The following is a 20,140-nucleotide window of genomic DNA, read 5'->3' as shown; positions in this document are numbered from 1 at the left end:
GGTGTAGAGCAGTTCCATGAACTTCGCCGCATCCGGCCCGACCACCTCGATCTTGCCGAGCGTGGAGGCGTCGAACAGGCCGGCCGCTTTGCGCACCGTCACGCATTCGCGGTTGACGGCGGCGTGCATGTCCTCGCCGGCTTTCGGGAAATACCAGGCGCGCTTCCACTGGCCGACATCCTCGAACACGGCACCTTGGGCGGCCGCCCAGCCATGCGTCGCCGTGCGGCGCGTCGGGTCGAACAGCGCGCCACGCGCATGGCCGACGATCGAGCCGAAGGTGACCGGGGTATAGGGCGCGCGGAACGTGGTGAGACCGACCTGCGGGATCGGCTTGCCGAGCGTCTCGGCGGCGATCGCCAGGCCGTGCATGTTCGACGTCTTACCCTGGTCGGTCGCCATGCCGTTGGTGGTGAAGCGCTTGACGTGCTCGATCGAGTGCATGCCCTCATGCACCGCCTGGCGAATGTCCTTGGCGGTGACATCGTTCTGAAAATCGACGAAGGCCTTGACCGTGGTGCCCGGCCCGGCGCCGGGCGCAGCGCCAAGCATGCCGCGTGACCAGCTTTCACTGGCATCGACCTTTGGCTTGGCGCCCTTGCCCATCTTGCCGCTGGAATCCTTGCCGCCGGCGTCCCTTGCCGCCTGGGCGCCTGCCGCATAGGCCTCGTCGACCGTTGCCTCCAGACCGTCCGTGCCGTTGCAGGCGCCGACCGAGACGCAGTCCTGCGCATAGGTCCCCGGCACGAAGCGTCGCGCCTCCTCGTTGAAGGCGACTTTGCCGCGCGACTGCGAGAACAGATGCACCGACGGCGTCCAGCCGGCGGACATCAGGATGGCGTCGACCGCGATCCTGCGCTCGCCGCCGCCGTTCTTCGGCTGCACCGTCATCGACGATACGCGCAGCTTGCCGCCGGCGCTAACCACAGCGCGACCGAAATTGATCTCGATGCCGAGGCTCCTCGCTTCGTCGATCACCGCCCCCGACGGGTTGTCGCGCAGGTCGACGATGGCAGCGACATTGACGCCGGCCTTCCTCAGGTCGATCGCGGCCGCGTAGGCCGAGTCGTTTGCCGTATAGACGCCGACATTCCTACCGACCGCCACGCCATAGTGGTTGAGGTAGGTGCGCGCCGCCGATGCCAGCATGACGCCCGGCCGGTCGTTGTTGGCGAACACCATGTGCCGCTCGATGGCGCCGGTCGCGAGCACGACCCGCTTGGCGCGAACCTGCCACAGGCGCTCGCGCGCCAGCTCCCGGCCGGGGCTCTTGAGATGGTCGCTGACCCGCTCGACCAGGCCGACGAAGTTCTGCGCGTAGTACCCGAAAGCTGTCGTGCGCGACAGCACTCGGACATTGTCCATCGCCTTGAGTTTGGCGATCGCGGCTTGTGCCCAGGCAAAGCCGTCCTCGCCATCGATCCTGGCGCCGCTCTCGAAGCGCAGGCTGCCGCCGAATTCGGCCTGCTCGTCGGCGAGGATCACCCGCACGCCGGTTTCGGCTGCGGCAAGCGCCGCAGTGATGCCGGCCGCACCGCCGCCCAGCACCAGCACGTCGCAATGCGCGTAGCGCGCCGCATAATGGTCGGGATCCGGCCGGTCGGGGGAAACGCCAAGGCCGGCCGTCGCGCGGATCTTCGGCTCATAGAAGTTCAACCAGGCCGACTTCGGCCACATGAAGGTCTTGTAGTAGAAGCCGGCCGAGAACATCGGCGAGGCAATGTCGTTGACCGCGCCGACATCGAAGGCGAGCGAGGGCCAGCGGTTCTGCGAATTGGCGGTGAGCCCGTCATAGAGCTCCTGCACGGTCGCCCGCACATTCGGCGTCTTGCGCGCGTCGTCGCGCACGATCTGCACCAGCGCGTTGGGTTCTTCCGCGCCGGCCGAGAGGAAGCCGCGCGGCCGGTGGTACTTGAAGGAGCGGCCGACGAGATGCACGCCGTTGGCGAGCAGCGCCGAGGCCAGCGTGTCGCCCTCGATCCCGATATACTGCTTGCCGTCGAAGCTGAACGAGGCGGTCTTCGCCTGGCTGAGACGCCCGGCGCCGGAAATGCGGAAGGCGGCGTTCATTTCGAGGCTCCAGGCAGCTTCGCAGGCTTCGGCTCGCCGGCCTTGTAGGTCATGACGAACTTGTCGGTCACGGTGTCGCGCACGGCGTTGAAAAAGCGCGCGCAGCCATGGATGTGCCGCCAGCGCTCATAGATCACGCCCTTGGGGTTCGAGCGGATGAAGAAGAATTTCTCGAAATCGTCGTCGCTCTCGGCGGCAATGTTGGTCGGGCGCGCAATATGCGCCTCGCCAACATTGCGGAACTCGAGTTCCGGGCGCTCTTCCTCGCAATAGGGACAGCGGATGAGAAGCATCTAGGTTGATCCTACAATTCGCCATGGCTGACGCGGGCGCCGGCCGGTTGATCGCAAAGCTTCTGGCAGGCCATCTCGGCCATCATCAATGCGCCACCGCCGCCGCCGCCGCTTCGTCGATGAGACGGCCGGTGCGGAAGCGCTCGAGCGTGAAGGGCGCGTTGATCGGGTGCGGGTCGTCCCTGGCGATGGTGTGGGCAAAGACGTTGCCCGAACCTGGCGTCGCCTTGAAGCCGCCGGTGCCCCAGCCGCAATTGACATAGAGGCCCTTGACCGGCGTCTTAGCCAGGATCGGCGAGCGGTCGGGGGTCACGTCGACGATGCCGCCCCAGGAGCGCAGCATCTTCATGCGGGTGAAGATCGGGAACATCTCGCAGATGGCGTCGAGCGTGTGCTGCAGGATGTGCAGGCCGCCGGTTTGCGAATAGGAGATATACTGGTCGGTGCCGGCGCCGATGACCAGCTCGCCCTTGTCCGACTGCGAGATATAGGCGTGCACCGTGTTCGACATGATGACGCATGGCACCACCGGCTTGACCGGCTCCGAGACCAGCGCCTGCAACGGATAACTCTCCAACGGCATGCGCACGCCGGCCATATCCATGATGACCGACGAATGGCCGGCAGCGACGACGCCGACCTTCTTGGCGCCGATGAAGCCGCGCGTCGTCTCGACGCCGGTGACCGCGCCGTTGGCCGCACGCTTGACGCCGGTGACCTCGCAGTTCTGGATGATGTGCACGCCGCGCGCCGAGGCGCCGCGCGCATAACCCCAGGCGACCGCATCGTGGCGGGCCGTGCCGCCGCGGCGCTGCAGCGCGGCACCCATGACCGGATAGCGCGCCTCCTTGGAAATGTTGAGCGGCGGACAGAACTCCTTCGCCTGTTCCGGCGTCAGCCACTCATTGTCGATGCCGTTGAGGCGGTTGGCATGGATGTGGCGCTTGAACACCTGAACGTCATGCACATTGTGCGCGAGCATCATGACGCCGCGCGCCGAATACATGACGTTGTAGTTGAGCTCCTGGCTCAGTCCGTCCCACAACTTCAGCGCATGGTCGTAGATGCTGGCGCTTTCGTCATAGAGATAGTTGGAGCGGATGATGGTGGTGTTGCGGCCGGTGTTGCCGCCGCCGAGCCAGCCCTTTTCCAGCACCGCGACATTGGTGATGCCGTGCTCGGTCGCCAGATAATAGGCGGTGGCCAGGCCGTGGCCGCCGGCGCCGACGATGATGACGTCGTATTCCTTCTTCGGCTCGGGTGAGGTCCATTGCTCTTCCCAGCCCTTGTGGCCGCGCATCGCCTCGCGGGCAATGGCGAATACGGAGTATTTCTTCACGTTCAGCCTCGCGCCAAAAATCGCGGATCTCGGCCGGGCATTCCCCGGCGCGCGTGGTGTATCACTAGCGAAAGCGTGCAGTCACCCTTGCGCTGTTTGCGACGGCGCTTGCCGTTTTGCGCCGCGGCTGCGCGGCGCATGCCCGACAACTTGCATTCCGATCGGCAAGTCAGCTTTCGGGTGGCTGCCGAAATGCCGATTTGCGACCAAGCATCCCACCACCGGCTGGACCGGCATAGAGAAAGGATGAGAAATGTTCGCACTCACCGAAAAGGTCGCCATCGTCACCGGCGCCAGCTCCGGCATCGGCCGCGCTACGGCCAGTCTGTTCGCCGAGCAGGGCGCCAGTGTCGTCGTCGCGGCGCGCCGCCGGGCCGAGCTCGATGCACTCGTCGGCGAAATCGAGACGGCCGGTGGAACCGCAATTGGACTCGCCGGCGATGTCCGGGACGAAGCCTATGCCAGAGCTCTGGTCGAGCTTGCGGTCGAAAGGTTCGGCGGCCTCGACATTGCCTTCAACAATGCGGGCGCCGTCGGCTTGATGGCGCCGGTACCGGAGATGGCGCCGGCGACTTGGCACGACACGATCGACACCAATTTGACCAGCGCCTTCCTCGCCGCCAGGCACCAGATCCCGGCGATGCTGGAGCGCGGCGGCGGCTCGCTGATCTTCACCTCGAGCTTCGCCGGCTATACCGCCGGCATGCCGGGCATGGCCGCCTATGCCGCCGCCAAGGCGGGGCTGATCGGGCTGACGCAGGTGCTGGCCGCCGAATACGGCCCGAAAGGGCTGCGCGTCAACGCGCTGCTGCCCGGCGGCACCGACACGCCCGCAGCGACGTTCAAGACGCCGGAGTCGCGAACATTCGTCGAAAACCTGCATGCCTTGAAGCGTGTGGCCCGGCCCGAGGAGATCGCCCGCTCAGCGCTCTACCTTGCCTCGGACGCCTCAAGCTTCACCACCGGCGCGGCGCTGTTTGCCGATGGTGGCGTCTCGATCAATCGGACGTGACGTCGGCAGCCATGCTCATCCGCTGAAATAGCGCGACGGGGCCTTGCATTCCGGTCCGTTTTGACGATTTGGTTTCCCGTCGAAAACGGATCGGAACGATGCTGCTGATCAGAACCTATGTCGCTCAGAGCGCTATCGAAGGCGTCGGTGTTTTCGCCGCCGAGCCGGTCAGGAAAGGCGCCTCCATCTGGCGGCTCGATCCCGATTTCGACCGGCTGATCCCGATGGAGAAATACGAGAAGGCGCCGCCGCATCTCAAGGAATTGCTCGACCGCTACGCCTATCCGAGCCCGGACAAGCCGGGTTTCATGGTATATGAGGTCGACAATGGCCGCTTCATGAACCATTCCGAGCGGCCGAACACGGATTTCTCCCAATACGGTGGCGCCACAGCGACCCGGGATATCGCGGCCGGCGAGGAAATCACTTGCGACTATGGGGAATTCTTTGAGGATTTCGCCCGTCTGCATCTGGCGACCGCCTAAGGCTCAGACCGGCAAGGCACGGCGCTCGGGCTTCCGATCGTGGTTTCCTGCAATCAACGGTGGACAGCACGGCCTGATTCTGCTATCAGCCGGCACAATTCGCGGTGCAGGTCACTGCGGAGGCATGCGGCTATGGGCTGCTTGCCTGAGATTTCAAACCCGAAGACAGGATTACACGTGCAGGTACTCGTCCGCGACAACAACGTTGATCAGGCGCTTCGCGCGCTGAAGAAGAAGATGCAGCGCGAAGGTATTTTCCGCGAAATGAAGATGCGCGGTCACTACGAAAAGCCGTCCGAGAAGCGTGCCCGCGAGAAGGCGGAAGCCGTCCGCCGCGCCCGCAAGCTGGCCCGTAAGCGCGCCCAGCGCGAAGGCCTGCTGCCGATGACCCCGCGCCCGGCTCCGGCTGGTGCTGCCGGCGCATCGCGTTCGCCGCGCTGATACCGTCAATTTTTCGTCCTTTTCGAAGGATACCGAGGGTGGCGCGATGCGGAATCGCCGCCACCTTTTTGTTTATGCGTTCGAGCCGGTTCGGAGAGGGAACGGACCTGACGGCGCGGCGCCAGTGAGGACTGAGATGAACGCAATTACCGTGGAGCGCAGAACCGCTTTTCGCGGCTTCGCCCTGACGGCGGCCCTGCTTTCGGGCCTGACCCTTGCAGCATGCCAGACGGCCCCGACGGGGGAGTTCAACAATATCGACAAGGCGCAAGGCTCGACCGAGAACATCTCCTCGCTGTCGGCTGTCATCCAGCGCAATCCTCAGGATCCCGAGGGTTACAATGTGCGCGGCTCGGCCTATGGCCGCGGCGGCCAGTACCAGGCGGCGCTCAAAGATTTCGACACCGCCATCCAGCTCAATCCGAACTTCTATCAGGCCTATTCGAACCGGGCGCTCATCCAGCGTTTCCTCGGCAACCAGCAAGCAGCGCTTGCCGACTATAACCGCTCGATCCAAATCAACGCCAACTACGACGCCGCCTACATCGGCCGCGGCAATCTTTATCGCAAGGCCGGCCGCGTCAACGACGCCTTCAACGATTTCCAGAAGGCGATCCAACTCGACACGACCGACGCCCGCGCCTACCACAATCGCGGCCTGATCTATCAGAGCCAGGGCCAGCACAAGTTCGCCATCGAGGATTTCTCGACCGCCATCTCGCTGGCGCCGGACGCAGCCGAGCCCTACAACGGCCGCGGCCTGTCCTATCTGGCCATGAATGACGAGGACAACGCCTTCGCCGACTTCAACATGGCCATCAAGCTCGACGGCAAGAACGCCGAGGCCTGGGCCAACCAGGCGCTGATCTACGAGCGACGCGGCGACAAGGAAAGGGCGGCCAAGTCCTACCGCGAGGCTGTCCACCTCGACCCGAACTACCAACCCGCCAAGGACGGCCTGTCGCGCACCTCGGCCGGCGCCAGCTGATCGGAAGCTAAGGCCGCCCGGGGGTCCGGTCGCCCGCGATGGGTCTATTGCGGCGCTGACACGCCGATGTGGCCGTTAGTCTAGTCGCCAACGGCGATGTGTTGGCTCGCCATGCTCGCGCCAAGTTTTGGGCGGAACGCTCCTCGCACCTCGACCGTTTAACCGGCGCCGTTTGTTGCGAAAGGACCTTTCCGATGATCAAGACACTTGCCTGTGCCGCCGCCGCGCTTGCCGCCACGGTCCTCGCTTCTCCGGTCAGCGCCGGCACGCTCCGGCTCGGCACGCTCGATTGCACCATCGACGGGGGCACCGGTTACGTCATCACCTCCAACAAGGGCGTGTCCTGCGTCTTCCGCCCCTATCATCACGGCCCGGCCGAGCTATACACGGGCATGATCTCCAAGCTCGGCGTCGATATCGGCCGGACGCATCAAGGTCAGCTTGTCTGGGCGGTTCTCGCCGCCACCCGCCACCATGACTCGGGCGATCTCGCCGGCAGCTATTACGGCGTCAACGCGGAGGCGAGCGTCGTGACCGGTGGCGGCGCCAATCTTTTGGTCGGCGGCCTCGACGGCGCCTTCATGCTCGAGCCGCTGAGCGTCCAGGCGCAGACCGGCGTCAACCTCGCTGTTGCCGTGGCTTCGCTGGACCTCGTCCACTCCTATAAGTGAAATTTCAAATCAGTTAGCACCGATACGGCCCGGGACTCTCGCTCCGGGCCGAATTTTTAGCGCGCTGCTCGCCGATATCCCCGAAAAGCCTCTTGAGCTCAACTGCGCTTGAGGTTCTACAAGCCCTGCCGAACTGGATCTGGCGCTTCGTTCGCAATGCGGATGAGGTTGCGGAAAACAAGCGGGAGATCGACGTGACGGCAGCAGGCGGCGGCAAGGTGGCCGGCAACAAGGTGGACTGGCGAGCGCTGTGGGCAAGCGGCGACCTGGCGCGTTTCTGCTTCGTCAGTCTCGGCATCCTGCTGCATGCCACCAATGAGACTATGGTGGCGACGGTGATGCCGGCCATGGTCGGCGAGCTGGCCGGCGTGCAGCTGGTTGGCTGGTCGCTGGCGATCTATGAGCTCGGCGCCATCGTCGCGGGTGCGGCCGCCGGGCGGCTGGTGAGCTATGTCGCGCTGCGCTCCAACATGATGGTCGCCGCCCTGCTCTACGCGGCAGGCGCGCTGATCTGCGCCACGGCACCCTCCATGCCGTTCTTCCTCGCCGGGCGGCTGGTCGAGGGACTTGGCGGCGGCGCGCTGGTGTCGCTCGCCTTCGTTTCGGTCGAGCGTCTCTTTCCGCGCAACATCTGGCCGCAGCTCTTCGGCATCATGTCGGCGATCTGGGGCGTCGCCGCCTTCAGCGGACCGATGCTCGGCGCTGTTATGACCGAGTTCCTGTCATGGCGCTGGGCCTTTGGCGTCTTCACTTTCGGCGGCGCGGCGATGGCGCTGGCGAGCTTTATCGTGCTGGACACGCCGGAGGCGACGAGGCCGCAGGCGGGCAGCGGCACGGCGCCGCCCTTTCCCTATCCGGCGCTTGCCTGTCTCGCCATCGCCGTCGTGCTGATCGCTGCCGCCGGCATTGACATCGCCCTGCTGCGCTCGTCGCTGCTGCTGGCCGTCGGGCTGATCGGCCTGGCGCTTTTCTTCCGCATCGATGCCCTCAGGCCGCGCTCGCGCCTGTTTCCGGCACCTTTGTTCTCATGGCGCTCGCCGCTTGGCTCAGGCATGACCATGGTTGCGGCCTTCTCGGTAGCGACCTGCACGTTCACCATTTACGGGCCGCTGCTGCTCACCACGCTGCACGGCATTCCGATCCTGACCACCGGCTATATCATCGCCGCCGAATCCATCGCCTGGTCGATCCTGTCGATCCTCATCGCCAATGCGCCGCTGGAACGCGAAAGACTGATCATCGTCGTCGGCGCGCTGATGATCGCCTCCGGTCTTGCCAGTTTCGCCTACGCCATCCCCGCAGGTTCGATCCCGCTGATCCTGCTCTGCGCTCTGCTGCAGGGCGGCGGCTTCGGCGTCTGCTGGCCGTTCTTGACGCGCGTCATCGTCGCTTCGGCCCGCGACGGCGAGCAGACGATCGCTTCCGCCGCCGTGCCGACCATGCAGCGGATCGGCTACGCGGTGGGCGCGGCCCTTGCCGGCATCGTCGCCAACGCCAGCGGCTTCTCGCAAGGCCTCAATCGTGACGCGGCTGCAGGCGTGGCCGGCTGGCTCTTCCTCGCCTTCGTGCCGCTTGGGATCCTTGGCTGCATCGCCGCGCTGCGGATCGCGCTGCCGCCAATGCGACCGCAGGCAGCGGCCAGCTAAACCACTGTCGTTTTCAGCCGCTCGGCAATCGATGCGGCGAGCCGTGTCGCCACCTCGTCCTTGCCCATCTCCGGCCACTCCTCGACGCCCGTGCGCGAGACGATGCGCACCTTGTTGCGATCGCCGCCCATAACGCCGGAAGGGCCGATGCCGCTGCCATGCGAGACGTCGTTCGCGACGATGAGATCGGCGCCCTTCTTCCTGAGCTTGGCCTCGGCGTTGCCGATGAGGTCCTGCGTCTCGGCGGCAAAGCCGACGACAAGACCGGGCCTCTGCGCATGATGGCCGACGCCCGCGAGGATGTCGGGATTCTCGACCATCTTGAGCGACGGCGGGCCCTTCCCCGCCACCTTCTTGATCTTTTCACCGGCGGCATTCGCGGTGCGCCAGTCGGCGACGGCCGCGACGAAAACAGCCGCGTCCGCCGGCAAAAGGCTCTCGACCGCTTCCTTCATCTCGGCCGCTGTTTCCACATGAGTGGTCTTCACCCCGGCCGGATCGGCGATGTTGACCGGACCGGACACGAGCCGGACATCGGCGCCGAGCTTCGCCAGTGCCGCCGCGATAGCATGGCCCTGCTTGCCGGACGAACGGTTGGCGATGTAGCGCACCGGATCGATCGGCTCATGCGTCGGCCCCGAGGTGACGATGATCTTGCGGCCCGCAAGCGGCTTCGGCTTCTCGCCGAGCATCGCCTCGATCGCGGCCACGATTTCCAGCGGCTCGGCCATGCGGCCTTCGCCCGCCTCGTTGCTTTCCGCCATCTCGCCCTTGGCCGGCCCGACAAAGGCGATGCCATCCTTCTGCAGGGTCGCCCGGTTGCGCCGCGTTGCCGGATGCGACCACATCTTCGGATTCATCGCCGGCGCCATCAGCACTTTCTTGTCGGTCGCAAGCAGCACCGTCGAGGCAAGATCATTGGCATGGCCGTTGGCGAGCTTCGCCATCAGGTCGGCGGTGGCCGGCGCCACGACCAGCAGATCGGCCTCGCGCGACAGCCTTATGTGGCCGACATCGTGCTCGTCATTGCGGTCGAAGAGTTCGGTGAAAACATGGTCGGCCGAAAGCGCGCCGACGGACAGCGTGGTGACGAATTCCTGCGCGGCTGATGTCATTACCACCCGGACAGAAGCGCCGCGCTCGCGCAGGCGCCGGATCAAATCGAGCGATTTATAGGCGGCGATGCCGCCGCCGATGACGAGAAGGACGCGTTTGCCGGAGAGCGTTCCGCGAACTGATGGCCTGCCGGGCATGTCGGCGATAGGCGGTGCTTGCTGGCCGGGGCCGGTCAGCGCACGCAGCGTCTTCTCGATCTGGTCGATGCGGTCGGCCTGCCCTGCCCGGCCCTCAACCGCCTCCCTGATCATCGCCCGGGCCTGCTCCTCCATCGAGCAGCCATTTTCGGCAGCCAATTGGCGCAGCAGGTCCTTAACTCCATCGTCAAGGTTGCGGATCGTGATGCTGGCCATCTGATTGCACCCGCCTCAAACTAGCGCCGGCAATGATAGCAATGCAATCAAAACGCAGCAAGGCGGCGGGCGGTCAGAAAATCCGCCACGCGATGTAAATCAGCGTCAGCGCAATGGTCCACAGCGCCACCCGGCCGGAGCGGGTGTGGCGCGCCTCCGCCTTGCCGATCGCGCGCGCAGTCGCCTCGTCGAAGCGCAAGCCATGCTCGGCCATCAGGTCGATCTCACGCGACAGCCGCTCGGTGCGAACCGCAATGTCCGGCGCCTGCCTCGCCAGCGAGATCAAGGCCTTGCCGGCGTCCCGCGCGTCCGAGAGCACGCCGCGCGGGCCGAGATTGCCCGCGATCCAGTCACTGACCACCGGCTCCGAAGTCTTCCACATGTTGAACGCCGGATCGAGCGTGCGGGCCACGCCTTCGACCACCACCATGGTCTTTTGCAAAAGCACCAGCTCGGTCCGCGTCGCCATGTCGAAGAGGTCGGTGACCTCGAACAGCAGCGTCAGAAGCTTGGCCATCGAGATCGTGTCGGCCGACTGGCCGTGGATCGGCTCGCCGATGGCGCGGATCGCCTGCGCGAAGGCCGAGACATTGTGCTGACGCGGCACATAGCCGGCCTCGAAATGCACCTCGGCGACGCGCCGGTAGTCGCGCACGATGAAGCCGTAGAGGATCTCGGCCAGAAAACGCCGCTCCTTCTTGCCGAGTCTGCCGGCGATGCCGAGATCGACGGCAACGATGGTGCCGTCCGGTTCGACGAACAGGTTGCCCGGATGCATGTCGGCATGGAAGAAGCCGTCGCGCAGCGTATGCCTGAGGAAGGACTGGACGAGATTGGCTGCGATCGCCTTGAGGTCGTGACCGGCGGCAGCAAGGCCGGTCAGATCGTTCATCTTGACGCCGTCGATCCACTCCATGGTGATCACGTCTCGGCCGGTCCGCTCCCAATCGACCGCCGGCACGCGGAAGCCCGGATCATCCTTGGTGTTCTCAGCGAGCTCGGCAAACGCGGCCGCTTCGAGCCGCATGTCCATCTCGACCTTGGTGGTCTGCGCCAGCGTCTGGGTCACCTCGATCGGCCGCAGGCGCCGCGAGGAGGGGATGTACTTCTCCTGCAGGCGGGCGGCGAGGAAGTAGCTCTCGAGATCCTGGAAGAAGCGATGGCGCACGCCGGGGCGGATGACCTTCACCGCGACCCGTGAAGCCTTTCCGTCGCGAACGACTTCGGCGCCGTGCACCTGGGCGATCGATGCCGCCGCGACCGGCTCGCCGAAGGTTGCGTAGAGATCCTCGATCCTGCGCCCGAGCGAGGCTTCGATCGCCGCGACCGCTTCCGCCCTCGGAAAGGTGTGCATCTTGTCCTGCAGCAGCGCAAGGTCGACCGCCATGTCGTTGCCGACGACGTCGGGCCGCGTGGCGAGGAACTGGCCGAGCTTCACATAGGATGGCCCCAGCCGCACCACCGCCTGCGCCAGCCGGTCGCCGCGCAGATGGCTTCGGGCGCGGCGGCGAGTGAGCACGCGCGCCAGCCGCCAGCCGAGCTTCGGCATACCGGAAAGCTCTTCGCCGGGCAGCGCCGCGACGACGCCCTCGCGGACCAGCACCCAGCCGGCCCTGGCGAGCCGGAAGCCGGCGCCAACGCTGGTCATCGGACGCCCTGCCTCAAAGCTTCCAGCCCGAATGGAGCGCCGTGATGCCCCCCGAATAGTTGCGGAAAGTGACCCGATCGAAGCCGGCCCGACCAATCATCGCGGCGAAGTTCTGCTGGTTGGGGAACTTGCGGATCGATTCGACCAGATAGGAATAGGGCTCGCCTTCGCCGGTCACCGCCCTGCCGATTTTGGGGATGGCGTTGAACGACCAAGCCTCGTAGGCCTTGTCGAGCAGCGGCATGTCGACCTCGGAAAACTCCAGGCATAGGAAGCGCCCGCCGCGCTTCAGCACACGAAAAGCTTCGCTCAGCGCCACATCGATGCGCGGCACGTTGCGGATGCCGAACGCGATCGTATACGCATCGAACGTGCCGTCCTCGAACGGCAGCGCTTCGGCATTGGCCTCGACGAAATCGGTCTTTTCCGAGAGGCCTTTCTTTTCGGCCCTGTCGCGGCCGACGTCGAGCATTGAGCCGTTGATGTCGAGCACCGTGGCATGCGCATGGCGCTGGCTTGCCTCGATGATGCGAAAGGCGATGTCGCCGGTGCCGCCGGCGACGTCGAGCACCTTCCAGCCCGGCCGCTTCGGGGGGTTGAGCCACGCGACCATCGCGTCCTTCCACAGCCGGTGCAACCCACCCGACATCAGATCGTTCATCAGGTCGTATCGATTGGCCACCTTGTGAAAGACGTCATTGACGAGCGACTGCTTGTCGCCCGCGCCAACCTTCCTGAAACCATAGGAGGTTTCCATGCCGCCCGCGACCGTGGTTCTCTCAACTGACATTATTTCGATCCGCCATAAAACCGGCGGGACCATAGCCGATCGATGGGGCGGGCGCTATTGTCCAAGGCGCGGTTTTCGGCCGCGCTTTCAGAACGGGTCGGGGAAGAGTTTGCCACGATTTTCCACCCGGAATCGGCGCCACGACAGAAGAATACCGCACGGGATGGCCGCATGATCTTGAAAGCCGAATTGCACTGCCACATCGAAGGGGCAGCGGCGCCCGACCTCGTCGTCAGCCAGGCCCGCAAATACGGCAAGGACCCTTCGCCCTACATCCAGAACGGCTCTTTCGTCTGGCACGATTTCACGTCTTTCCTCGCCGCCTATGATTTTGCTTCCGACCTGTTCCGCACCGAGGAGGATTACGCCCGTCTAACCGATCATTATCTCACCAGCCTCGCCCGCGACGGCGCCATCTATTCCGAGGTCTTCACCTCGCCGGATCACGCGAAAAAGGCCGGGCTTTCGCCCAAGGCCTATACGGATGCGCTGGGCGAAGGCATGGCCCGCGCCAAGGCGAGGACCGGCATCGAGGGGCGCATGATCGTCACCGGCGTACGCCACGTCGGCGTCGAGGCGATCGAGCAGGCGGCGCGCTTTGCGGCGCGCTGCGGCCATCCGCTGGTCACCGGCTTCGGCGTCGCCGGCGACGAGCGCATCGGCGATTTCGAGGACTACGTCCGTGCGTTCGAGATCGCGCGCGAGGCCGGCCTCGGCATCACCATCCACGCCGGAGAATTGATGGGCTGGGAAAGCGTGGCGGCAGCGCTCGACCATATCCGCCCATCGCGGATCGGCCATGGCGTGCGCGCCATCGAGAACCCGGACCTCGTTCGCCGCATAGCCGCCGAGGGCGTGGTGCTGGAATGCTGCCCCGGCTCCAACATCGCGCTCAAGGTGTTCGATAGTTTCGCCACGCATCCTTTTCCGGCGTTGCGCGCGGCCGGCTGCAAGGTGACGCTCAATTCCGACGACCCGCCCTATTTCTGGACATCGCTGAGGCGCGAATACGATATCGCCGCCGAGCATTTCGCGATGGACGACAAGGCGCTTACCGCCGTCACGAGGACGGCCATCGAGGCGGCCTTCGTCGACCGGAAGACCAAGGCGATGCTGATGAGCCGGCTCGACCCCAAAGGCCGGTGAATGGTGAATGGTGAATGGTGAACGTTTGCCGGCGGCTTCAGAGTGCCAACTAATCATCGGCCCATCAGGACTCGCAAACCGGCTCACTATTCACTATTCACTACTCACCATTCACTGGAGAAGACCATGCAGGGCGTCACCGTCGTCGACCACCCCCTTGTCCAGCACAAGCTGACCATCATGCGCAAGAAGGAGACCTCGACGGCAGGCTTCCGGCGGCTGCTGCGCGAGATCTCCCTGCTTCTCGGCTACGAGGTGACCCGCAACCTCGAACTGACGACCACCACGATCGAGACCCCGATCGAGGAGATGGAAGCGCCGACGCTGGAGGGCAAGAAGCTGGTTTTCGCCTCCGTGCTGCGGGCCGGCAATGGCCTGCTCGAAGGCCTGCTCGATCTGGTGCCGGCGGCGCGCGTCGCCCATATAGGCCTTTACCGCGACCATGAGACGCTCGAGGCGATCGAATATTTCTTCAAGGCGCCGAGCGACCTTGCCGACCGTCTGGTGATCGTGGTCGATCCGATGCTTGCGACCGCCAATTCCGCGATCGCGGCGATCGACAAGCTAAAGGGGCGCGGCGCCACCAACATCCGCTTCCTTTGCCTGCTGGCGGCACCCGAAGGCATCGAGCGCTTCACCAAAGCGCATCCGGATGTCCCGATCTTCACCGCTTCGATCGACCGCCAGTTGAACGACAAGGGTTACATCATGCCTGGCCTCGGCGACGCCGGCGACCGCATGTACGGAACCAAGTGAGATCTTTTCTTAACCGGTCGTTTACGAAACGCCGTGGTTCCGGCGCGCGTTAAAGCCGAAAACACCATGTCGGCTTAAGGATCGAACCTTCACGAAGGTCGATCCATGCTGCGCAAGCTTCTTCTCCTTGGCGTCTTTGTCGGAAGCTCGGCATCGATTCCGATCGTCTATCAGTCGAACCCGCAGATGGTGGAAACCCTGCTGAGATCGGCGTTTGCTTCGAAGCCGGCGCCGCCTGAGGCTCAGCCGGACGTCAATCTCGCTTCGGTTCCAGCCAGGCCGGCGACGCCGATGCCGCTCGGCCGCCAGGTGCTGGTCAATGCCGACCAGCGCGGCCATTTCACTTCCGCCTTCAAGTTCAACGGCCGTCAGATAGACGGCATGATCGACACCGGCGCGACGCTAGTCGCGATCAACATATCGACGGCGCGCCGGATCGGCATCTCGCTCAACCAGTCGGATTTCACTCAACAGGTGAACACGGCGAACGGCGCCATCAAGGCCGCCGTGGTCACCGTCGACCGGCTGCAGATCGGCAAGATTTCCCTCGACAACGTCCAGGCGGTGGTGCTCGACGATCGAGCGCTGCAAACCAACCTGATCGGCATGAGCTTCCTGCAGCGGCTGCAGAAATACGAAGTGCAGGACGGCGCGCTGTTGCTCGTTCAATAGGCGCGATTTTACAGAGGCAGTATCCGCCTGAGCACCGTCTTTTCTGCGGTCGGCTTCGAGTGACCGACCGCATAGGCGGCGCGCACCGCGACGGCGGCAGCCTCGGCGTCGGCCTCGGTCCGCGCATGGACCAGCGCCAGCGCCTCGCCCGCATGCACCTCCGCGCCCACAGGCAGCAGCCGGGTGAGGCCGACGGAATGATCGATCTTGTCATCCGGACGGACGCGCCCGCCGCCCAGCGCAACGACGGCGAGCCCGATTTCGCGCGTCGCGATCCCGGTGACGAAGCCGTCCTCGGCCGCTTTGACCGCCGATTCCACTGCCGCCTTCGGCAGATATTTCTCCGGATTCTCGACGAAGTCAGCGGGGCCGCCGAGCGCCGTCACCATGCGTGCGAACACCGCCGCCGCGCGGCCGCCGGCAAGCGTCTCGGCCGCGCGCCTGATCCCGTCCTGGTTGGACGAGACAATTCCCGCCGATTGCAGCATCTCGGCGGCAAGCGCCAGCGTGACGTCCTCCAGCCGGCGGTCGCGGAAGCGGCCGGTGAGAAAGTCTACCGCGTTCTTCACCTCGACCGCATTGCCCGCTGCCGAGGCCAGCGGCTCGTTCATGCCGGTCACCAGTGCCGAAGCCTTCAGACCGGCGCCATTGGCGACCTCGACCAGGCTGTTCGCAAGTGCGGCCGCATCGCGCGACTTCTCCATGAAGGCGCCGTTGCCGACCTTGACGTCGAGCACAAGCGAGCCGAGCCCGGCGGCAAGCTTCTTCGACAGGATCGAAGCCGTTATCAGCGGCACCGATTCCACTGTGCCCGTCACGTCGCGGATGGCGTAGAGCCGGCGATCGGCCGGCGCCAGGTCGGCGGTCTGGCCGATGATGGCGCAGCCCGTCTCGAGCACCGTCTTGCGGAACCGCGCCAAATCCGGCTGGCTGACGTAACCGGGAATGGCATCCATCTTGTCCAGCGTGCCGCCGGTATGGCCAAGCCCGCGGCCGGAGATCATCGGCACATAAGCGCCGCAGGCCGCGACGATCGGCGCCAGCATCAGCGAGACATTGTCGCCGACGCCGCCCGTCGAATGCTTGTCAGTGACCGGTCCCGGCAAATCGGACCAGTCGAGCACGTCACCGGAATCGCGCATCGCGAGCGTCAGCGCCACTGCTTCCTCGCGACTCATGCCTTTGAGGAACACCGCCATGGCAAAGGCGCCGATCTGGCCCTCCGAGAGCGTGCCGGCCGTGATCCCCTCGATGAAGGTTGCAATCTCGGGCATCGAGAGCTTGTGGCCGTCACGCTTGCGCCGAATGATTTCCTGCGGGAGCATCAGCTTTCCGGCAAACCTTCCTCGAAGACGCGCCGCAGGATCGTCGCCAGCCGCGCGCCGCCGACCGGCGCCATGTCCTTGGTTTCCTGGTGCGAGAGTTCCGCCCCGGTCATGCCTGCCGCAAGGTTGGTGATGACCGAGCAGGCAGCGACCTTGAGGCCGAGGAAGCGGGCCAGGATCACTTCGGGCACGGTCGACATGCCGACCGCGTTGGCGCCCATGACGCGCGCCATGCGGATTTCGGCCGGCGTCTCGAAACATGGTCCGGAAAACCACATGTAGACGCCTTGGTGGAGCGCGGTGCCGGTCTCCTTCGCCGCCGTCTCGATCGCCTTGCGCAAGCCGGCATCATAGGCCTCGGTGAGGCCAACGAAGCGGCGGTCGCTCGGCTCTCCGATCAGCGGATTGGAGCCGGAGAAGTTGATGTGATCGGTAATCATCATCACCGAGTCCGGTCCCATCTCGGGATCGACCGAACCGGCGGCGTTGGTGAGGATGAGATGCGAGATGCCGATGCCGGCAAGCACCTCGAGTGCCGGGCGCATGGCGGCGGCATTGCCGTGCTCGTAATAGTGCGCGCGCCCGGAAAGCATCAGCACCGGCGTGCCGGCGAAACGCCCTGCCACCACCTCGCCGGCGTGGCCGGAGACGCCACTGCGCGGGAAGCCCGGCAGTTCGGCATAGGGGATGCGCCTTGCGTCCTCCACCTGGTCGACCAGCCCACCAAGGCCGGAGCCCAGCACAAGCGCCGCGGTCGGGGCCAGCCCGTCCAGTTTCTCGACCAGATGATCCAGCGCCTCCTTCATTTCAAGATATCGCCCCTGAAGCCGTAAGGCAGCATGTCGCCCATGGTGACCGTCTCGACCACGCCGGTGTTGTCGCAGAGATAGAGTTTCGTCTCCGGCCGGCAGAATTCCGCCAGCCGCTGCCGGCAGCCGCCGCAGGGCGAGCATTTGGCCATGCGCTCGGCGATCACCGCGATCTCGGTGATCTTGCCGCCGCCGCCCATGATGTAGTGGCCGAGCGCGGTGGTCTCCGCACACCAGCCTTCCGGATAGGACGCCACCTCGATGTTGGCGCCGGTGAAGACGCGACCGTCCTCGGTGCGCAGCGCGGCGCCTACGGGAAACTTGGAATAGGGCGCATAGGCCTTGGCCATCGCCGTCCTGGCCGCTTCGAACAGATCATGCGACATTTCCTTCTTCTCTCCCACGATCTTGTTCAAATTGCCGGTTGCCGAGACTGCCCGAGCCTCAGCGTTCCTTGACATAGGGCACGCCGCCGGCGCGCGGCGGTATCGCCTTGCCGATGAAGCCGGCGAGCAGGATGACGGTGAGTACATAGGGCAGCGCCTGCATGAACTGCACCGGCACTTTCCCGAGGATCGGCAGCGGCGAGCCCTGCAAGCGGATCGATGCCGCGTCGAGGAAGCCGAACAGCAGGCAGGCGAACATCGCGTTGACCGGCTTCCATTTGGCGAAGATCAGCGCGGCAAGCGCGATATAGCCCTTGCCCGCGGTCATGTCCTTCACGAAGCCGCCATTCTGGACCATGGAGAGATATGCGCCGGCGACGCCGGTAAGGATACCGGTGCAGATCAGCGCCCGGTAGCGCAGCCAGGCGACCGAGATGCCGGCGGTGTCGACGGCGGCCGGGTTTTCGCCCACGGCGCGCATCCGGAGACCGAAGCGGGTGCGGAACAGCACCCACCAGGTGAACGGCACCATCGCGAAGGCGAAGTAGACCAGGATCGAATGCCCGGAGATCAGCTCGGCATAAACGGGCCCGAGGATCGGCACGTCGCGAACGGCTTCGGCGCCGGGCCACACGATCGCCTCGAAGCGCTCGCCCGGCTGCAGCGCCGGCGTGCGGCCGCCCTGCTCGAACCAGGCCTGGCCGAGGATGATGGTCGAGCCGGCGGCGACGAAGTTGATGGCGACTCCGGAGACGATCTGGTTGCCGCGATGCGTGATCGAGGCGAAACCGTGCACCATGGCGAAGGCGACCGAGATCAGGACGGCGGTGCCGAGACCGATAAAGGCCGAATGGAAGACCGATGCCGCTGCAGCGCCGGCGAAGGCGCCGACCAGCATCTTGCCTTCGAGACCGATATCGAAGATGCCGGCCCGCTCTGAATAGAGGCCGGCAAGACAGGCAAGCAGCAGCGGCACCGACAGGCGGATGGTGGAATCCAGGACCTGGACGATCGCGTTGAAACTGTCCATCTCAGGCCCCCTTCCCCTTGACCGCCTGCATGCCGACCGATTTCGGGCTGACCGATGCGAACAGCGCCTGGATATAGGGCCTGAACATATGCTCCAGCGCGCCGGCGAAGAGGATGACCAACCCTTGAATGATGACGATCATGTCGCGGCTGATCGCCGGCATCTCGAAGGCAAGCTCGGCCCCGCCCTGGTAGAGCATGCCGAATAGGATCGCCGCCAGCACGATGCCGACCGGATGCAGCCTGCCCATCAGCGCGACCGCGATGCCGACATAGCCGGCGCCCGAGACGAAATCGATCGCCACATTGTGCTGGTCGCCCATCACGGGGTTGAGCGCCATCATGCCGGCCAACGCACCCGAGATCATCATCGCGGTGAGGATGATGCGAGTTTCCGAAATGCCGGCATAGCGCGCCGCTTTCGGACTATGGCCGTAGGTGCGCATCTCGTAGCCGAGCTTGGTGCGCCAGATCAGCAGCCAGACCAGGAACGCCATCGCCAGCGCCAGCAGGAAGCAGATGTTGAGCGGCGCCGAGCGGATCTTGGCGCCGAACAATTCGATCATCCAGTTGAGCTTCGGCAATTCCGCGCCGGCCAGGAAATTGCGTGTCTGCGGGGCCTGCGATCCGACCGGCTTCAGCGGACCGACCAGTAGATACACCATCACCGAGGCGGCAATGAAGTTGAACATGATGGTGGTGATGACGATGTGCGAGCCACGCTTGGCCTGCAGGTAGGCCGGGATGAAACCCCAGAGCGCGCCGAACGCCGCCGCGGCGACGATCGCCATCGGAAATATCAGCCACCAGGGCAGGACGCTGTCGAAGCTCAGGCAGACGAGCGCGATGCCGAGGCCGCCGATATAGGCCTGGCCTTCGGTGCCGATGTTGAACAGGCTGCAATGCGCCGCCACCGCCACCGACAGCCCGGTGAAGATGAAGGTCGTGGCATAGAACAAGGTGAAGGCGATGCCTGTGCCCTTGCCGAAAGCGCCTTCGACCAGGATGACGGCGGCGCGGAACGGATTTTCGCCGACCAGCATGACGACGAAGCCCGCGACGATGAAGGCAACCGACAGGTTGATCAACGGAATCAACCCATAATCGGCCCAGGCCGGCAACTTGGCGTAAGGCGTGCTCATTCGGCGGCCTCCTGGTGCTCGAC

The 20,140-nt window shown here is 65.0% G+C and carries 20 protein-coding genes; 9 read left to right on the top strand and 11 right to left on the bottom strand.

The window, feature by feature from the left end; genetic code table 11:
- The 3 genes from EOA49_RS21495 to EOA49_RS21485 form a co-directional block, all read right to left on the bottom strand.
- Positions 1 to 2,070, bottom strand: a 2,070-nt coding sequence (locus EOA49_RS21495) for a 2Fe-2S iron-sulfur cluster-binding protein (RefSeq protein ID WP_127243336.1), incomplete at its 3' end; no start/stop codon positions are given.
- Entirely contained in the window at positions 2,067 to 2,363 is a 297-nt protein-coding gene (locus EOA49_RS21490) for a sarcosine oxidase subunit delta (protein ID WP_127239430.1), read from the bottom strand. The genes EOA49_RS21490 and EOA49_RS21495, both read right to left, overlap by 4 nt.
- Before the next feature lie 85 nt (positions 2,364 to 2,448).
- Positions 2,449 to 3,702: a sarcosine oxidase subunit beta gene (locus EOA49_RS21485; RefSeq protein WP_127239431.1), complete on the bottom strand. Its 1,254-nt coding sequence runs from the start codon at positions 3,700 to 3,702 to the stop codon at positions 2,449 to 2,451.
- Positions 3,703 to 3,955: 253 nt separating this feature from the next.
- On the opposite strand from EOA49_RS21485, the gene EOA49_RS21480 reads away from it, so the two are divergent.
- The 6 genes from EOA49_RS21480 (at position 3,956) to EOA49_RS21455 (ending at position 8,945) form a co-directional block, all read left to right on the top strand.
- A complete protein-coding gene (locus EOA49_RS21480) occupies positions 3,956 to 4,714 on the top strand; it encodes an SDR family oxidoreductase (protein ID WP_127239432.1) in 759 nt (252 codons plus the stop codon).
- Between the two features lie 98 nt (positions 4,715 to 4,812).
- Positions 4,813 to 5,199: an SET domain-containing protein-lysine N-methyltransferase gene (locus EOA49_RS21475; RefSeq protein WP_095781084.1), complete on the top strand. Its 387-nt coding sequence runs from the start codon at positions 4,813 to 4,815 to the stop codon at positions 5,197 to 5,199.
- Positions 5,200 to 5,376: 177 nt separating this feature from the next.
- A complete protein-coding gene (rpsU, locus tag EOA49_RS21470; protein WP_040969057.1) occupies positions 5,377 to 5,640 on the top strand; it encodes a 30S ribosomal protein S21 in 264 nt (87 codons plus the stop codon).
- Between the two features lie 136 nt (positions 5,641 to 5,776).
- Complete coding sequence (locus EOA49_RS21465; protein WP_067002613.1) at positions 5,777 to 6,628, top strand: tetratricopeptide repeat protein; 852 nt, start codon at positions 5,777 to 5,779, stop codon at positions 6,626 to 6,628.
- A 194-nt stretch (positions 6,629 to 6,822) separates the two neighbouring features.
- Positions 6,823 to 7,299 (top strand): DUF992 domain-containing protein, encoded by a 477-nt coding sequence (locus EOA49_RS21460; protein ID WP_067325778.1) that lies wholly within the window; start codon positions 6,823 to 6,825, stop codon positions 7,297 to 7,299.
- 194 nt (positions 7,300 to 7,493) lie between these two features.
- Positions 7,494 to 8,945 carry an MFS transporter gene (locus tag EOA49_RS21455; protein ID WP_245460762.1) on the top strand — a complete coding sequence of 484 codons (1,452 nt, stop codon included), beginning with the start codon at positions 7,494 to 7,496 and terminating at the stop codon, positions 8,943 to 8,945.
- Here the strand turns inward: EOA49_RS21455 and coaBC are convergent.
- From coaBC to ubiE, 3 genes are all read right to left on the bottom strand, one after another.
- Complete coding sequence (gene coaBC / locus EOA49_RS21450; protein ID WP_206519854.1) at positions 8,942 to 10,414, bottom strand: bifunctional phosphopantothenoylcysteine decarboxylase/phosphopantothenate--cysteine ligase CoaBC; 1,473 nt, start codon at positions 10,412 to 10,414, stop codon at positions 8,942 to 8,944. The genes EOA49_RS21455 and coaBC overlap by 4 nt on opposite strands.
- 73 nt (positions 10,415 to 10,487) lie before the next feature.
- A complete protein-coding gene (gene ubiB, locus EOA49_RS21445) occupies positions 10,488 to 12,062 on the bottom strand; it encodes a 2-polyprenylphenol 6-hydroxylase (protein ID WP_127243335.1) in 1,575 nt (524 codons plus the stop codon).
- A 13-nt stretch (positions 12,063 to 12,075) separates the two neighbouring features.
- Complete coding sequence (gene ubiE / locus EOA49_RS21440; protein WP_127239434.1) at positions 12,076 to 12,852, bottom strand: bifunctional demethylmenaquinone methyltransferase/2-methoxy-6-polyprenyl-1,4-benzoquinol methylase UbiE; 777 nt, start codon at positions 12,850 to 12,852, stop codon at positions 12,076 to 12,078.
- 171 nt (positions 12,853 to 13,023) lie between these two features.
- On the opposite strand from ubiE, the gene EOA49_RS21435 reads away from it, so the two are divergent.
- The 3 genes from EOA49_RS21435 to EOA49_RS21425 all read left to right on the top strand — a co-directional run bounded on the left by EOA49_RS21435 (position 13,024) and on the right by EOA49_RS21425 (position 15,426).
- Positions 13,024 to 13,998, top strand: coding sequence for an adenosine deaminase (locus EOA49_RS21435; protein ID WP_127239435.1), 975 nt, complete (start codon positions 13,024 to 13,026; stop codon positions 13,996 to 13,998).
- Positions 13,999 to 14,124: 126 nt separating this feature from the next.
- Positions 14,125 to 14,754, top strand: a complete 630-nt coding sequence (upp, locus tag EOA49_RS21430; RefSeq protein ID WP_067002624.1) for a uracil phosphoribosyltransferase — start codon at positions 14,125 to 14,127, stop codon at positions 14,752 to 14,754.
- A 105-nt stretch (positions 14,755 to 14,859) separates the two neighbouring features.
- On the top strand, positions 14,860 to 15,426 hold the full coding sequence (locus EOA49_RS21425) for a TIGR02281 family clan AA aspartic protease (protein ID WP_095800516.1): 567 nt from the start codon (positions 14,860 to 14,862) through the stop codon (positions 15,424 to 15,426).
- A gap of 8 nt (positions 15,427 to 15,434) precedes the next feature.
- On the opposite strand, the gene deoA is transcribed toward EOA49_RS21425, so the two are convergent.
- From deoA to EOA49_RS21400, 5 genes are read right to left on the bottom strand one after another with little or no spacing between them, the layout of a single operon-like run.
- Complete coding sequence (gene deoA / locus EOA49_RS21420) at positions 15,435 to 16,751, bottom strand: thymidine phosphorylase (RefSeq protein ID WP_127243334.1); 1,317 nt, start codon at positions 16,749 to 16,751, stop codon at positions 15,435 to 15,437.
- Entirely contained in the window at positions 16,751 to 17,557 is an 807-nt protein-coding gene (locus EOA49_RS21415) for a purine-nucleoside phosphorylase (RefSeq protein WP_127239437.1), read from the bottom strand. Before EOA49_RS21415 ends, deoA begins: the two co-directional genes overlap by 1 nt.
- Entirely contained in the window at positions 17,554 to 17,946 is a 393-nt protein-coding gene (gene cdd, locus EOA49_RS21410; protein WP_067325754.1) for a cytidine deaminase, read from the bottom strand. Before cdd ends, EOA49_RS21415 begins: the two co-directional genes overlap by 4 nt.
- A gap of 58 nt (positions 17,947 to 18,004) precedes the next feature.
- Positions 18,005 to 18,976 carry an ABC transporter permease gene (locus EOA49_RS21405; protein ID WP_067002635.1) on the bottom strand — a complete coding sequence of 324 codons (972 nt, stop codon included), beginning with the start codon at positions 18,974 to 18,976 and terminating at the stop codon, positions 18,005 to 18,007.
- Between the two features lies 1 nt (position 18,977).
- Entirely contained in the window at positions 18,978 to 20,117 is a 1,140-nt protein-coding gene (locus EOA49_RS21400; RefSeq protein ID WP_095781077.1) for an ABC transporter permease, read from the bottom strand.
- Positions 20,118 to 20,140: the final 23 nt, after the last annotated feature.

Source organism: Mesorhizobium sp. M1A.F.Ca.IN.020.04.1.1, from assembly GCF_003997315.1.
Lineage (GTDB): Bacteria > Pseudomonadota > Alphaproteobacteria > Rhizobiales > Rhizobiaceae > Mesorhizobium.
The sequence above is the reverse complement of the archived record's forward strand: the minus strand, read 5'-3'. Positions and strand labels throughout refer to the sequence as shown.

What these genes read in the sequence shown, in the direction of transcription:
- EOA49_RS21490 (WP_127239430.1), bottom strand. Translation starts at nt 2,363, where the DNA reads ATGCTTCTCATCCGCTGTCCCTATTGCGAGGAAGAGCGCCCGGAACTC.
- EOA49_RS21480 (WP_127239432.1), top strand. Translation starts at nt 3,956, where the DNA reads ATGTTCGCACTCACCGAAAAGGTCGCCATCGTCACCGGCGCCAGCTCC.
- EOA49_RS21475 (WP_095781084.1), top strand. Translation starts at nt 4,813, where the DNA reads ATGCTGCTGATCAGAACCTATGTCGCTCAGAGCGCTATCGAAGGCGTC.
- EOA49_RS21465 (WP_067002613.1), top strand. Translation starts at nt 5,777, where the DNA reads ATGAACGCAATTACCGTGGAGCGCAGAACCGCTTTTCGCGGCTTCGCC.
- EOA49_RS21460 (WP_067325778.1), top strand. Translation starts at nt 6,823, where the DNA reads ATGATCAAGACACTTGCCTGTGCCGCCGCCGCGCTTGCCGCCACGGTC.
- coaBC (WP_206519854.1), bottom strand. Translation starts at nt 10,414, where the DNA reads ATGGCCAGCATCACGATCCGCAACCTTGACGATGGAGTTAAGGACCTG.
- ubiB (WP_127243335.1), bottom strand. Translation starts at nt 12,062, where the DNA reads ATGACCAGCGTTGGCGCCGGCTTCCGGCTCGCCAGGGCCGGCTGGGTG.
- ubiE (WP_127239434.1), bottom strand. Translation starts at nt 12,852, where the DNA reads ATGTCAGTTGAGAGAACCACGGTCGCGGGCGGCATGGAAACCTCCTAT.
- EOA49_RS21435 (WP_127239435.1), top strand. Translation starts at nt 13,024, where the DNA reads ATGATCTTGAAAGCCGAATTGCACTGCCACATCGAAGGGGCAGCGGCG.
- upp (WP_067002624.1), top strand. Translation starts at nt 14,125, where the DNA reads ATGCAGGGCGTCACCGTCGTCGACCACCCCCTTGTCCAGCACAAGCTG.
- EOA49_RS21425 (WP_095800516.1), top strand. Translation starts at nt 14,860, where the DNA reads ATGCTGCGCAAGCTTCTTCTCCTTGGCGTCTTTGTCGGAAGCTCGGCA.
- deoA (WP_127243334.1), bottom strand. Translation starts at nt 16,751, where the DNA reads ATGCTCCCGCAGGAAATCATTCGGCGCAAGCGTGACGGCCACAAGCTC.
- EOA49_RS21415 (WP_127239437.1), bottom strand. Translation starts at nt 17,557, where the DNA reads ATGAAGGAGGCGCTGGATCATCTGGTCGAGAAACTGGACGGGCTGGCC.
- cdd (WP_067325754.1), bottom strand. Translation starts at nt 17,946, where the DNA reads ATGTCGCATGATCTGTTCGAAGCGGCCAGGACGGCGATGGCCAAGGCC.
- EOA49_RS21405 (WP_067002635.1), bottom strand. Translation starts at nt 18,976, where the DNA reads ATGGACAGTTTCAACGCGATCGTCCAGGTCCTGGATTCCACCATCCGC.
- EOA49_RS21400 (WP_095781077.1), bottom strand. Translation starts at nt 20,117, where the DNA reads ATGAGCACGCCTTACGCCAAGTTGCCGGCCTGGGCCGATTATGGGTTG.